A 12,740-nucleotide genomic window follows, 5' to 3' on the forward strand; every position below is an offset into this window, starting at 1 on the left:
TGGCAAATGCACGCCGACGTTGAAAGTGTTGGGCTTAATGAAAGATACTCTCATTAACGTCCGATAATTTTTCTTACTGGCTTTCTCCCTTCATGCTGACGTCTCCCGTGTCTGGGCTGCTGGCAAGTTTCCAGGAGCACTACGACGACCTGTTGCAGTTCCTGACCCGCCGCATGAGCGACCGCCAGCGCGCCGCTGACGTGGCTCAGGAGACGTACTTGAAGCTGGTGAAGATCGAGCAACAAGCGATTCCGGTGCTGCACGCCCGCAGCTTCATCTTCCGTGTTGCTGGCAACCTGGCTATCGATGCGCTGCGTCGCGAACAGCGCATCGCCGCCAATCACCAGACTAGTGAAGCCGCTGGCGAGCTACCGTGCCCGGCGCCGCCACCTGAAGCGGCGCTGCTGGCCAGTGAACGCCTGCAGATGTTGGACCAGGCCCTGCTTGAGCTGTCGAGCAATGCGCGGCAGGCGTTGCTGCTCAATCGCGTCGAGGGCCTGACTCAGGCGCAAATCGCACAACGGTTGGGCGTTTCCGAGAGCATGGTGGCAAAATACATCGGCCAAGCCCTGCGCCATTGCCGCGACTGGCTCAAACACAACCATGACTGACCTATCTGCCATGCCCGAGCTACATCCGCTCAGCGATCTTTCCGATGATGCTCTCGACTGGCAGGTATTGCTGCATTCGGGCAATGCCAGCGCGGCTGACCAGGCGCGTTACCAGCGCTGGTGTCAGTTGAGCCCGGCGCATGCCGAGGCCGCGAGAGAAGCTGAGGCGTTGTGGGCAGACATCGGGCAGACCAACGCTGCGCAAATCTTCGTTGCTGAACCTGCGCCGCGCATACGGCGTTGGCCACTGGCAATCGCTGCATCCGCGGTGCTCGCTGTGGCGGGCATCATTGGTTGGCAGCAAGTGCCGGTGTGGACCTCCGATTACCACACTGGCATCGGTCAGCGGCAGGTCATCACCCTGGCGGACGGCTCACGGGTCACGCTTAACAGTGGCAGCGCCTTGTCGCTCGCCTTTAGCGACAGCGAGCGCAAAGTCGTGCTCAAAGCGGGCGAGGCGTTGTTCGAAACGGCAAGCGACCTGCGTCCGTTCGTAGTCGAGGCCGGCGGTGAGCCCGTGCAGGGCCGCGAGGCGGTGTTCAGCGTCCGGCGTTTGGCCAGTGGCCCTAGCGTGGTGCTTGCCGAGGGTGAAGCACGGGTTGGTACGCAAGCGGTGGCGGTCGCCAATGATGCCCGGGCGCTGACCGCCTGGCAGCGTGGCAAGCTGATCTTCAACGGCAAGCCCCTGGGCCAGGTACTCAGCGAGCTTGAGCGTTACCAGCATGGGCGCATCCTGATTTCCGATCACACCTTGGCTGCGCTTGAAGTCAGCGGCGTGTTCGATCTCGACGAGCCAGAAGCGCTATTGCGCACCCTGGAGCAGCGCTACAACCTGAAAATCACCTACCTGCCGTGGCTCGCCGTGGTCCACTGAAGCGATAAAGCGAAATATTTTTCATCTCGCACTGCAAGTTGATGAAAGCCAGAACGTCGTAGTGGGACTGATCAGCAACCCATTCTCATTTACGCCTTGTCTGGAAGCCCTTTCGTGAAGGCCACGCTCAAACCCCTGCACCGCCGCGGCGGTCGTTTCAATCATGCCCTGTTGTCTTGCAGCGCCCTGGCCATGCTAGCCGGGCCGCTGCCCATCGCTGCGGTGCACGCCGCCGGTGACGCTCAGGTCGCAGCGCGTCATGTCCAGCTGGATCTGCCCGCCCAGGCCCTGGATCAGGCGCTGACCAGCTTCGCCGACCAGGCCGGTCTGCACTTGCTGTACACCACCCGCGACGTCGCCGAGCTGCAAAGCCCTGCGTTGCGAGGCAACTACAGCATCGAGCAGGCGCTGCAACAGTTACTCGCCGGCAGCGGCATGAGCTGGCAATTCAGCGATGCGCGCACGGTGACCTTGCGTAAGGCCAATGCTGCGCCGCAGAGCGTCAGCCTCAAGCCCACCGAAGTCACCGTCGCCTCGCGTACCAGCACCGCCATCAGCGAAATCCCCGGAACGGTCTGGGTGGTCGACCAGCAGCAACTGCGCGAGCAGCTCGACAGCGGTGTAAGCCTCAAGGAAGCCATCGGCAAATTGGTGCCAGGCCTTGACCTGGCGCCGGAAGGCCGGACCAACTATGGCCAGAACATGCGCGGTCGCGATGTACTGGTGATGATCGATGGCGTTAGCCAGAACAGCTCGCGCGGGCTTTCGCGCCAATTCGACAGCATCTCGCCCTTTAACGTCGAACGGGTCGAAGTGCTGTCCGGCGCCAACGCGGTCTATGGCGGCGGTGCAACGGGCGGCATCATCAACATCGTGACCAAGAAGGGCGAGCCAGGAGCGGCCCGCTTCGAAACCCAGATTGGCGCCAGCAGTGGCTTCAACAACAGTGACGACCTGGCCACCCGCATAGCCCAGTCGGTCAGTGGCGGCAACGAGCGGATCAACGCTCGCCTGGGTATTTCCGCCGAGCAGAACGAAGCCTTCTACGACGGCGCCGGCGATCAGATTTTCATCGACAACACCCAGACCGACCTGCAGTACAACCGGGCGATCGACGTCATGGGCAGCGTCGGCCTGAAGCTCACCGATGAGCAGAGCCTGGATTTGCTGGCCCAGTACTACGATTCCGGCAACCATGGCAGCACAGGTATCTATTTTCCCAACCTCAACCACAACGCGCCGTCGGACCTTGAAGATGCGCAGCTGCGTGGCGGCTACTCCTCTGATCTACAACCTCAGACCCGGCGCCTGCTGCTCAACGCAAACTACCACCACAGCGATGTCCTCGGTCAGGATTTCTACCTGCAGGCCTCCTACCGCAAGGAGGACGACAATTTCTACCCGTTCCCCTACTACAACCGTGGTGGGGTGCCAGGTTCGCGCGGCGTGTACTTTGCGGCCTCCCAGCAAAATTTTGAGGTCAGCAGCCTCAAGGCGCTGTTCGCCAAGCAGTGGGACACGCTCAAGCTCACCTATGGCGTCGACCTGGATCGCGAGCGCTTCAACGCCCAGCAAACCACCTTCGACCCACTGACTTCCTCGCAAAGTGGCGGCCTTGACCTGGACAAACTCAGCGAGGCGCCGCGCTATCCCAGCTATCGAGTCGATGGCGTCTCGGCCTACGCGCAGCTCGACTGGCGCCTGACCGACAACCTGACCCTGTCTGGCGGTGCCAGGCGTCAGCAGATGGACGTTGAGGTCAGCGACTTCAAGACGGTGCCGGGCGGCAACAACGACTATCAGGTCAACCTGTTCAACCTCGGCGCCATCTACGACTTCAAGAATGGCCACCAGGTCTGGAGCAACTACGGCGAAGGCTTCGAACTGCCTGATCCGGCCAAGTACTACGGCAAGCAAGGGCTGAGCGTTGACGACAACCCCCTGGCCGGGATCAAGAGCCGTCAGGTCGAACTGGGATGGCGCTATGCCGACCTGGACTGGGACGCCCAGGCTGCGCTGTATTACATCTGGACCGACAAGACCATCACCACCGATCCTGCGACCTTGACCATTGACGTGGTGGACTTCAAGAAGCGCGACTTTGGTTTCGAAGGCGCTCTGACCCGTCATTTCCAGAGTGGCTGGGAAACCGGCGGCACCGTGCATGTGGTCAAGTCGCAAGAGGAAGATCAGGACGGCGACTGGATCAAGCGTGATGCCCGCTACGCCTCGCTGTCCAAGGCCACGGCGTTTGTCGGCTGGAAGGGCGATGGGCGCAGCGCACGGCTGCAAGCCAACCACGCCTTCACTTTGAAAGACGATCAGGACCAGCAGATCGATGGCTATACCACCTTTGACCTGTTGGGCAGTCAGGACACCGGTTTTGGCACCTTCAGCGCCGGTATTCAGAACCTGTTCGACAAGCAGTACAGCACGGTCTGGGGGCAGCGGGCGACGCTGTTCTATTCGCCGACCTATGGACCAGCCTACCTGTATGACTATCAGGGCCGTGGGCGGACCTATACCTTGACCTGGAGTTTGGCCTACTGATAGGGATCGGCAGGGCATCGTCATCCCGGGACAAGCCCGCTGCTACAGGATCGAAGTTGACCTTGTAGGGCTTGTCCGGCGATGACGGCGACTGACACCTCTGTCTCAAGCGAACGCCGCCAATAGATCCTGCACAAACGCTTCCTGCGTGTCCCCCGGCACCTGCCCGCGATGACGCGCCAGGGTAAACGGCACGACGAAATCCAACCCCGAATCCAATGCCCGCAGCATCCCTCGCAGCAGCCAAGGCTCGGCATAGTGACACGGCAGATACCCCACGTGCCGCCCCGACAGGATAAAGGTCAGCACACTCTCGATCTGTTCGGCCTGGGCTGAACTGCGCTGGCTCTGAAACGCATCCGTTCCCTGCAAGAACCGATAGCTATGACGCACTTGGTCCGCCTCCAGCAGCTGTTCGCGGCTCACCGTCTCGGCCGTGAACAAGGGATGGCCCTGGCCGCAATACAACCGCTGGGTTTCCGCAAACAGCGGCTGGTAGTCGAATGCCGCCTGCTTACCGGAAAAATAGCTGATGGCCAAATCCAGCCGCTGCTCCAGCAGCAAGCGTTCCATCTCGGCGGGCGGGGCGCTGATCAACTCCAGTTGCACCGCTTCTTGTCGTTGCCTGAAGCGGGCGATTGCATTGCCCAGGCGTAGGCTCACGGCGCTGTCCTGGTTTTCGGCAATGCCAATGCGCAGGGTGCCCAGCAGTTGCCCGGCAGCGCCATTGGCCTGCTGGCGAAACTGTTCGATCTGCACCAGCAATTCGCGCGTTGCCTTGAGCAGCAACTGGCCTTTGTCAGTCAGCGCAAAGCCGCGTTTGCCGCGGCTGCACAGGCGATAACCCAGGCGCGTTTCCAGGCGTGCCATCTGCTGGCTGATACTCGGCTGGCTCAAGCCCAGCACGCCTTGGGCGGCACTGAAGCCGCCGGCCTCGACTACAGTGACGAACAGCCGCAACAGATGCAGGTCGGGGTCGTGCAGTTGTCCGAGCATCACATTGCTCCTGATGAATGTAAGCTTTGCAAACTTGCCATTCTTGCAATGTAACCCGGCTGGCATGCTGGCGGCATCCACCCATTGCCGAGGTGTCCGTCATGCGTCGATCGCTGTGCTTGCTGTCCCTGGTGCTGGCCCTGCCATTGCAGGCCGAAGAGAAGGTCGTCAACCTCTACAGCTGGGCCGACTACGTCGCCCCGCAAACCCTGGAGCGCTTCGAAAAGGAGACGGGCTACAAGGTGCGTTACGACACCTTCGATACCACCGAGGTGCTGGAAACCAAACTGCTCACCGGGCGCAGCGGTTACGACGTGGTGGTGCCGTCATCCACGGTCCTGGCGCGGGCGCTGCAGGCCAACGCGCTGCAGCCACTCGACCCGCAAACGCTGCCCGGTTATGCCAACCTCGACAAGGATTTGCTGGCCAAATTGGCCGTGGCCGACCCTGGCAACCGCTATGCCGTGCCCTACACCTGGGGCACGCTCGGCCTGGGGGTGAATGTCGAGGCCGTGCGCCAACGTCTGGGCGACGTGCCGCTGGACAGCCTCGACCTGCTGTTCAAGCCCGAGTACGCCAGCAAGCTCAAGGATTGCGGCATCGCCATGCCTGACTCACCACAGGAGGTGATTGGCCTGACACTCAACTACCTGGGCAAGGACCCTTACAGCCAGAGCAAGGACGACCTGGATGCTGCCCAGGCGCTGCTGCGCCAACTCAAACCGTCGATCAGCTACGTCGCCAATGGTCGCCAGATCAATGACCTGGCCAATGGCAGCGTGTGCCTGGCGCTGACCTACAACGGCGATGCCGCCATGGCCGCCGACCAGGCGCGGCGCGCAGGCAAGCGCTTCGAGTTGGTCTATCGCATTCCCCGCGAGGGTACGGTGGTCTGGCAAGACAACCTGGTCATTCCCAAGGACGCCCCGCACCCAGAAGCCGCCCGCGCCTTCATTGCCTTCATGTTGCAGCCCGAATCGGTGGCGGCGCTGACCAACACGCTGTTCTTCGCCAACGCCAACCAAGCGGCAACGGCGTTGGTCGATGAGGCCGTACGCAGCGACCCGGACATCTATCCGCCTGCCTCCGTGCGTGAGCGGCTGTACGCCGACCGGGGCATGCAACTGTCCGACCTGCGCCAGCGCAACCGGCTGTGGAACGCCCTGCGCAGCGGCCAGTGACCTCTTCTCATGACAAGGAGCACAACCGTGGACCAAGCCCAGCACAATGACCAGGCGATGACCCGCGACAGCTTGTACGGCACTGCTGCCGAAAGCACCTACGCCGGCATTACCAGTTTCTCCCGGCGTCGTTACAGCCGTGATTTGCGCGGCGTTGACGTGGTGGTCAGCGGCGTGCCATTCGACACTGCCACCAGCAATCGTCCGGGGGCGCGCTTTGGCCCGCGCGCCATTCGTGCGGCCTCCGTGCAGCAAGCCTGGGCGCGGCACTGGCCGTGGACGTTTGATCCGTTCGACCACTTGGCCGTGATCGACTATGGCGATTGCGCGTTCGACAGCGGCACGCCGCAGAACGTGCCGGACAGCATCGAGGCGCATGCCCAGCACATTCTCGAGGCCGGCTGCGCCATGCTCACCTTGGGCGGCGATCACTTCATCAGCTACCCACTGCTCAAGGCTCACGCCCGCCGCCACGGCCCGCTGGCACTGATCCACTTCGATGCGCACAGCGACACCTGGCCAGACGAGGAGGGCAAGCGCATCGACCACGGCACCATGTTCTGGCATGCGGCGCGCGAAGGCCTGGTCGACCCTGCGCACTCGGTGCAGATCGGCTTGCGTACCACCAATGACGACAGCCAGGGTTTTGCCATCCTCGATGCGCGCCAGGTGCACCGTCAGGGCACCGAGGCGGTGATCGCGGCGATTCGTCAGCGGGTTGGACAACAGCCGGTTTATCTGACCTTTGACATTGATTGCCTGGACCCTGCCTATGCGCCGGGCACCGGCACGCCGGTGTGTGGCGGCCTCACTACTGTGCAAGCGCTGGAGATACTCGGCGGGCTACGCGGCATCAACCTGGTGGGAATGGACCTGGTCGAGGTGGCGCCGGCCTATGATCATGCCGATATCACCGCCCTGGCAGGGGCCACCTTGGCCATGGAGATGCTGTGCCTGTACGCAGCGCGGCATAAGGTCGACAAGCAGGTGTGAGGACTCAAGCCCGCCACCCACTTGTAGGCGCTAGTACAGCCTGCGATGGGCCGCACAGCGGCCTCCTATGATGGAGCAGGGGGGGCAGCACCGAAACATCAGGAATCATCTCCACACCAATTCCTACTTTTGTTACGAACCAGTCGCGACTTAGGCTATCCAACGCTTGAGCGCGGCTTTTTCGTGCAGGAGGTGAAGTATGAATCCGACACTGCCAGTGCTGGCCCTGGGTCTGCTTGTCAGTCTTCCGCTGTCTGCGGCACCGCCTGTGCAGCCCCTGATCGCGGCCAACGACAACAACCCCTATAACAGCCCGATCCAGCGCGCCAACCCCAACAGCCGCCAGGGCAGCATCCAGGCCAGGCCACCGGTTCGCGGGCCTTCTACCCAGCCGATCCCGCGCCCACCGACCCTGGACAACCGCGGCATTGGCAACGGCGAAAACCTGCGCCGCCAACAGCAGACGCCTAACCTAGAACCGACCCGGCCCGCGCGCGATAGCCAACGCGCGCCTTGAGCCCTCAACTGCAAGGAATCGCGCATGCCCCCACGTAGCTGGTTGACCACCCTGGCCGCCGCCGCCCTGTTGCCAATGCTCGCCCAGGCCGCCTCCGAACAGCGCTATCCCAGTGAAGACGGCCAGCTGACCGTCAACACCGTCGCCGACGGTCTGCGTAACCCTTGGGCACTGGCGTTCTTGCCCGGTAGCAAGGACATGCTGGTCACCGAACGCCTTGGCAACCTGCGTGTTGTCAGCGCCGAGGGCAAGGTCGGCCCACCGCTCTCCGGTGTGCCCAAGGTATGGGCGCAAGGCCAAGGTGGCCTGCTGGATGTGGTGCTGTCGCCTGAGTTCGAGCAGGACCGCACCGTGTATCTGTCTTTTGCAGAAGAAGGCAGTGATGGCAAGGGGGGGACAGCGGTGGGGCGTGGCCAGCTCTCGGAGGACAAAGCGCGCCTGGAAAACTTCACGGTGATCTTCCGCCAGATGCCCAAGCTGTCCGACGGCAATCACTTTGGCTCACGGCTGGTGTTCGACCGCAACGGCTACCTGTTCATCGCCTTGGGCGAGAACAATCAACGCCCCACCTCGCAGGATCTGGACAAGCTGCAAGGCAAGATCGTGCGCATCCTGCCCGATGGCGAGGTGCCCAAGGATAATCCGTTCGTCGGCAAGGATGGTGTGCGCCCCGAGATCTGGTCGTTCGGCCATCGCAACCAGCAGGGCGCGGCGCTCAACCCGTGGACCGGCAAACTCTGGACCCACGAGCACGGCCCGCGAGGTGGCGATGAGATCAATATCCCGCAGGCGGGTAAGAACTATGGTTGGCCGATGGCCACCCACGGCATCAACTATTCCTTGTTGCCGATCCCTGAGGCCAAGGGCAAGCACGTCGACGGCATGGTCGATCCGCACCACGTCTGGGAGAAATCCCCCGGCATCAGCGGCATGGCCTTCTATGATCGACCGACCTTCAAGGCCTGGGACCACAATTTGTTCATCGGCGCCCTGGCGACTCAGGAGTTGATCCGGCTGCAGCTCGATGGCGACAAGATCGTCCATGAAGAGCGCCTGCTGGGCGATCTGCAAGCGCGCATCCGTGATGTGCGGGTGGGGCCGGACGGTTACCTGTATGTGCTTACCGATGCCAAGGATGGAGCGCTGTTGAAGGTAGGCCTGAGCCAAACCCCCTGAACAGTCGTAGGTTATCCCGGCTGCTTCGCGGTGGGCGCGCGCGTTGCCGCGAAGAGGCGGGCAGCGCTGACAGAAAATCTGCATGCTCGTCGCCGCCGCGTGCCGTAACATAAGTCTTTTGGGCACACACACCTGGGTATGTCGACCAATCCGCAATCGCTGTACCGCCAGGCTCTGGAGCACCAAGGCTTCGTTGCCGACCCAGCCCAGGCTCGCGCCGTCGCCGCGCTACAAGCCTGCTTTGCAGCCCTGCAAAGCGCCCAGCCGACTCAGGGTGTGTACCTCTGGGGGCCGGTTGGCCGCGGCAAGACCTGGTTGATGGACCAGTTTCATCAGTGCCTGGAGCTACCCTCGAGGCGCCAGCACTTTCACCACTTCATGGCCTGGGTCCACCAGCGCCTGTTCCAGCTCAACGGCACCGCCGACCCCTTGCTGGCGCTGGCTGCGCAGCTGGCCGGACAGATCCGCGTGCTGTGTTTCGATGAGTTGTTCGTCAACGACATCGGCGACGCGATCATTCTTGGGCGGCTCTTCAAAGCGCTGTTCGAGCATGGGGTGGTGATCGTCGCCACCTCCAACCAACCGCCGAACCAGCTCTACCACGACGGCTTCAACCGCGAGCGTTTCCTGCCGGCCATCGCCGCCATCGAACGGCACATGCAGGTGCTGCCGGTAGCCGGCGAGCAGGACCATCGCCTGCACCCAGGCGAGAGCCACCAACGCTTCTGGCTGAGCGCACCCGGTCAGCCCAGCGCCTTGCAGGCCGTATTTGCGCAATTAAGCCCAGACGATGCCGGCTCGGATCAGCCCTTGCAACTCGGTTTGCGGCAGATCCGCGTGGTGCGCCGCAGCAGCCAGGCGATCTGGTGCCGTTTCAGCGAGTTGTGCGAGCAACCCCTGTCAGCCCTGGAATTCATGGCCCTGTGCGACCTGTTCCCGGCGATCCTGGTAGACGGCATCCCGGCCCTGAGCGGCGAGCAGCGTCCCGGGCGTATTGCCCGCGGCACTGAGGATGGCGCCTGTCGGGTGGAGGCAGGCGATCGCCAGTTGCCGGCACTTTCACCGAAAGATGACAGCGTGCGCCGCTTCATCGCCTTGGTCGATGAATGCTATGACCGGCGCATTGCGTTGTACCTGGAGGCCGAGGTACCGCTCGAAGCGCTCTACACTCAAGGGTATCTGGCGTTCCCGTATCAGCGGACCCTGAGCCGGCTACGGGAGATGCAACTGCAACGCTTCGCTTGAAGGAGCCGACCATGGAGCCGCTGTCGCATCATCTGCTGACCCAGGCCTATAACAATGGCTGGGCCAATCACCGGTTGTACAAAGCCTGCCTGCAACTGACCCAGGACGAGTTCGTCGCACCCCGTTGCAGCTTCTTCCCGTCGATCAAGGCCACCCTCAATCACCTGCTGACCGTGGATTGGTTCTACCTGCATGCGTTGGAGTGTGAACAGCGCGGCGAGGCGCCGGACCCGGATGGCGAGCGGTTTTTCGAGCCGGAACAGCCCTTTGCCACCTGCGCTGATCTGCATGCCGAGCAGGCCCAGGCCGACCATCGCTTGATCGCCTACTGTCGCCAGCTGCGTGACGATCAACTGCGGCGCTATGTCAGCATCGTGCGCCCTGAGCGGGTGCAGCGTGAGCAGCGTCTGCGGTTGCTGGCGCATTTGTTCGAGCACCAGACTCATCACCGCGGCCAGGTGCATGGGATGCTCAGCGATACGGCTGTGCGACCGCCGCAGTTGGATGAGTTCTTCTGTGAAGAAGAGGCTCATTTGCGGGCTGATGATTTTGCCGAGTTGGGGTGGAGCGAGGCGCTGGTTTGGGGGAGGGGGTAGGCTTGTGGGATTGGGGCTGCGCAGCAGCCCCAACAATGCTTATCGCCCGAGCCACCCGATCAGCGCCTGGTGAAACCGCTCAGGCTCTTCGATCTGCGGCGCATGCCCCAGCCCCTCGAAGGTCACCAATTCGCCCTTGGGTATCATCTTGGCTGCCTGCGGCCCCAGCTCCTGGTACTTGCCCAAGCGTGCCTTGACCTCATCGGACGCGATATCACTGCCAATCGCCGTGCTGTCCTGATCGCCGATCAGTAACAGTGTCGGCATCTTCAAATCCTTGAACTCGTGGTACACCGGCTGGGTAAAGATCATGTCGTAGATCAGTGCCGAGTTCCACGCCACCCGCTCATGCCCCGGCCCTTTGTTCAGCCCCACCAGCATCTGCACCCAGCGCTCGTACTCAGGCTTCCAGCGCCCGGCGTAGTAGGTCTTGCGCTCATAGTTACGCACCCCTTCGGCATCGAGCTTGAGCTCGCGCGCATACCATTGATCCACCGTGCGGTAGGGCACGCCAAGCGCTTTCCAATCTTCCAGGCCGATCGGGTTGACCATGGCCAGGCGCTCGACCTGCTGCGGGTACATCAGCGCGTAGCGGGTGGCGAGCATGCCGCCGGTGGAGTGGCCGAGGATGATCGCCTGCTTGACACCCAAGTGTTCGAGCAAGGCATGGGTGTTGTCTGCCAGTTGCTGGAAGCTGTACTGGTAATAGCCGGGTTTACTGGAGGTGCAGAAACCGATCTGGTCGGGGGCGATTACCCGATAGCCGGCTTGGCTGAGGGCTAGGAGGGTGGTTTCCCAGGTGGCGGCGCAGAAGTTCTTGCCATGCATCAGCACCACGCTGCGGCCATTGGCTTGGCCCTTGGCGGGTACGTCCATATAGCCCATCTGCACGTCTTGGCCCTGGGACTTGAAGTTGAAATGCTTGAGCGGGTGAGGGTAATCGAAGCCTTCGAGCTGCATACCGTAGGTGGGCGACTCGGCAGCGATGGCCGAGCTGCCCAGCAGGCAGGCGAGGGTCAGGGCGGTTGCGCGCAGCATGGGAGTACTCCGTGTAGCACCATGTAGGAAAAAGCGACTCTAACAGCCTGTTGACCGCCTGCAGCGGCAAAGGTGTTACTGGCCGTTAAACCAACCCAGGGTAATCAACGCCAACACCATATAGCGCCCGCCCTTGGCCACCGTGACCAGCAGCAGGAAGCGCCAGAACGGCTCGCGCATAATCCCGGCGATCAGGGTCAGCGGATCACCAATCACCGGCATCCAGCTCAGCAGCAACGACCATTGCCCCCAGCGCTGGTAACGCTGTTGGGCACGCTGCAGCTGTGCGGCGCTGAACGGGAACCAGCGGCGTTCGCGCAGGTGCTCGATGGCCCGCCCCAGCAGCCAATTGACGATCGAACCCAAGACATTGCCCAGGGTTGCCACCAGCAGCAGGGTCAGCCAGGCATCAGGGTCGCGCAGCAGCAGGCCGACCAGCACCGCTTCCGATTGCAGCGGCAGTAGGGTAGCGGCGCCAAAGGCGCTGAGAAACAGCGCCCACAAGCTCAACATCGACGACGTCTCAGTAGTTGGCCAGCACCTGGTCCTGGCCATCCTGGGTCAGGCCGATCACTTGGTAGGGATCTTTGTGATCGCCCATTTCCATGCCCGGCGAGCCCATCGGCATACCCGGCACGGCGATGCCTTTGAGGTCGCTGCGTTCGCTCAGCAGGCGCACCTGCTCGGCCGGTACGTGACCTTCGACGAACTTGCCGTTGATCACCCCGGTGTGGCACGAAGCCAGCCGTGGCGCCACGCCCAGGCGCTGCTTGACCTCGCTCATGTTCGGTTCGACGTGATCGTTGACGGTGAAACCGTTGTCGCGCAGGTGGCTGATCCACAGCTTGCAGCAGCCGCAGTTGGGGTCGCGGTAGACGTCGATGACCTCAGCCGCCTGGGCCAGGCCGGTGAAGGCCAGCAGGCCCAGGGTAATCAGGTGTTTGCGCAGCATGGTGAACAGTC

At 62.5% G+C, this 12,740-nt stretch carries 12 protein-coding genes and 1 pseudogene; 9 read left to right on the forward strand and 4 right to left on the reverse strand.

Features of this window, described 5'->3' with window-relative positions:
• Positions 1-92: 92 nt before the first annotated feature.
• The 3 genes and pseudogenes from HU737_RS05320 to HU737_RS05330 form a co-directional block, all read left to right on the forward strand.
• Positions 93-603, forward strand: a pseudogene (locus HU737_RS05320) (RNA polymerase sigma factor); the annotation flags it as partial.
• The gene (locus HU737_RS05325) at positions 604-1,485 is read left to right on the forward strand and encodes a FecR family protein (protein WP_225915577.1); all 882 of its coding nucleotides are present in this window, start codon (positions 604-606) and stop codon (positions 1,483-1,485) included.
• Between the two features lie 114 nt (positions 1,486-1,599).
• Entirely contained in the window at positions 1,600-4,035 is a 2,436-nt protein-coding gene (locus HU737_RS05330; protein WP_186557175.1) for a TonB-dependent receptor, read from the forward strand.
• 105 nt (positions 4,036-4,140) lie between these two features.
• On the opposite strand, the gene HU737_RS05335 is transcribed toward HU737_RS05330, so the two are convergent.
• On the reverse strand, positions 4,141-5,031 hold the full coding sequence (locus HU737_RS05335; protein ID WP_186557174.1) for a LysR family transcriptional regulator: 891 nt from the start codon (positions 5,029-5,031) through the stop codon (positions 4,141-4,143).
• A 101-nt stretch (positions 5,032-5,132) separates the two neighbouring features.
• On the opposite strand from HU737_RS05335, the gene HU737_RS05340 reads away from it, so the two are divergent.
• From HU737_RS05340 to HU737_RS05365, 6 genes are all read left to right on the forward strand, one after another.
• Complete coding sequence (locus HU737_RS05340; protein WP_186557173.1) at positions 5,133-6,212, forward strand: polyamine ABC transporter substrate-binding protein; 1,080 nt, start codon at positions 5,133-5,135, stop codon at positions 6,210-6,212.
• Positions 6,213-6,239: 27 nt separating this feature from the next.
• Entirely contained in the window at positions 6,240-7,205 is a 966-nt protein-coding gene (gene speB / locus HU737_RS05345) for an agmatinase (protein ID WP_186557172.1), read from the forward strand.
• Between the two features lie 199 nt (positions 7,206-7,404).
• Complete coding sequence (locus HU737_RS05350) at positions 7,405-7,722, forward strand: hypothetical protein (RefSeq protein ID WP_186557171.1); 318 nt, start codon at positions 7,405-7,407, stop codon at positions 7,720-7,722.
• Between the two features lie 24 nt (positions 7,723-7,746).
• The gene (locus HU737_RS05355; RefSeq protein ID WP_186557170.1) at positions 7,747-8,898 is read left to right on the forward strand and encodes a PQQ-dependent sugar dehydrogenase; all 1,152 of its coding nucleotides are present in this window, start codon (positions 7,747-7,749) and stop codon (positions 8,896-8,898) included.
• Between the two features lie 138 nt (positions 8,899-9,036).
• A complete protein-coding gene (zapE, locus tag HU737_RS05360) occupies positions 9,037-10,143 on the forward strand; it encodes a cell division protein ZapE (protein ID WP_186557169.1) in 1,107 nt (368 codons plus the stop codon).
• Between the two features lie 11 nt (positions 10,144-10,154).
• Complete coding sequence (locus HU737_RS05365; RefSeq protein WP_186557168.1) at positions 10,155-10,739, forward strand: DinB family protein; 585 nt, start codon at positions 10,155-10,157, stop codon at positions 10,737-10,739.
• Positions 10,740-10,778: 39 nt separating this feature from the next.
• Here HU737_RS05365 and HU737_RS05370 read toward each other — a convergent pair whose 3' ends face one another.
• The 3 genes from HU737_RS05370 to HU737_RS05380 all read right to left on the reverse strand — a co-directional run bounded on the left by HU737_RS05370 (position 10,779) and on the right by HU737_RS05380 (position 12,729).
• Positions 10,779-11,777 (reverse strand): alpha/beta fold hydrolase, encoded by a 999-nt coding sequence (locus tag HU737_RS05370; protein ID WP_186557167.1) that lies wholly within the window; start codon positions 11,775-11,777, stop codon positions 10,779-10,781.
• Between the two features lie 75 nt (positions 11,778-11,852).
• Positions 11,853-12,290, reverse strand: coding sequence for a YqaA family protein (locus HU737_RS05375; protein ID WP_186557166.1), 438 nt, complete (start codon positions 12,288-12,290; stop codon positions 11,853-11,855).
• Positions 12,291-12,300: 10 nt separating this feature from the next.
• Positions 12,301-12,729 (reverse strand): DUF411 domain-containing protein, encoded by a 429-nt coding sequence (locus tag HU737_RS05380; RefSeq protein ID WP_186557165.1) that lies wholly within the window; start codon positions 12,727-12,729, stop codon positions 12,301-12,303.
• Between the last annotated feature and the right edge of the window lie 11 nt (positions 12,730-12,740).

It is taken from the genome of Pseudomonas urmiensis (assembly GCF_014268815.2).
Taxonomy (GTDB): Bacteria; Pseudomonadota; Gammaproteobacteria; order Pseudomonadales; family Pseudomonadaceae; genus Aquipseudomonas; species Aquipseudomonas urmiensis.

What these genes read in the sequence shown, in the direction of transcription:
- HU737_RS05325 (WP_225915577.1), top strand. Translation starts at nt 604, where the DNA reads ATGACTGACCTATCTGCCATGCCCGAGCTACATCCGCTCAGCGATCTT.
- HU737_RS05335 (WP_186557174.1), bottom strand. Translation starts at nt 5,031, where the DNA reads ATGCTCGGACAACTGCACGACCCCGACCTGCATCTGTTGCGGCTGTTC.
- HU737_RS05340 (WP_186557173.1), top strand. Translation starts at nt 5,133, where the DNA reads ATGCGTCGATCGCTGTGCTTGCTGTCCCTGGTGCTGGCCCTGCCATTG.
- HU737_RS05350 (WP_186557171.1), top strand. Translation starts at nt 7,405, where the DNA reads ATGAATCCGACACTGCCAGTGCTGGCCCTGGGTCTGCTTGTCAGTCTT.
- HU737_RS05355 (WP_186557170.1), top strand. Translation starts at nt 7,747, where the DNA reads ATGCCCCCACGTAGCTGGTTGACCACCCTGGCCGCCGCCGCCCTGTTG.
- zapE (WP_186557169.1), top strand. Translation starts at nt 9,037, where the DNA reads ATGTCGACCAATCCGCAATCGCTGTACCGCCAGGCTCTGGAGCACCAA.
- HU737_RS05365 (WP_186557168.1), top strand. Translation starts at nt 10,155, where the DNA reads ATGGAGCCGCTGTCGCATCATCTGCTGACCCAGGCCTATAACAATGGC.
- HU737_RS05370 (WP_186557167.1), bottom strand. Translation starts at nt 11,777, where the DNA reads ATGCTGCGCGCAACCGCCCTGACCCTCGCCTGCCTGCTGGGCAGCTCG.
- HU737_RS05375 (WP_186557166.1), bottom strand. Translation starts at nt 12,290, where the DNA reads ATGTTGAGCTTGTGGGCGCTGTTTCTCAGCGCCTTTGGCGCCGCTACC.
- HU737_RS05380 (WP_186557165.1), bottom strand. Translation starts at nt 12,729, where the DNA reads ATGCTGCGCAAACACCTGATTACCCTGGGCCTGCTGGCCTTCACCGGC.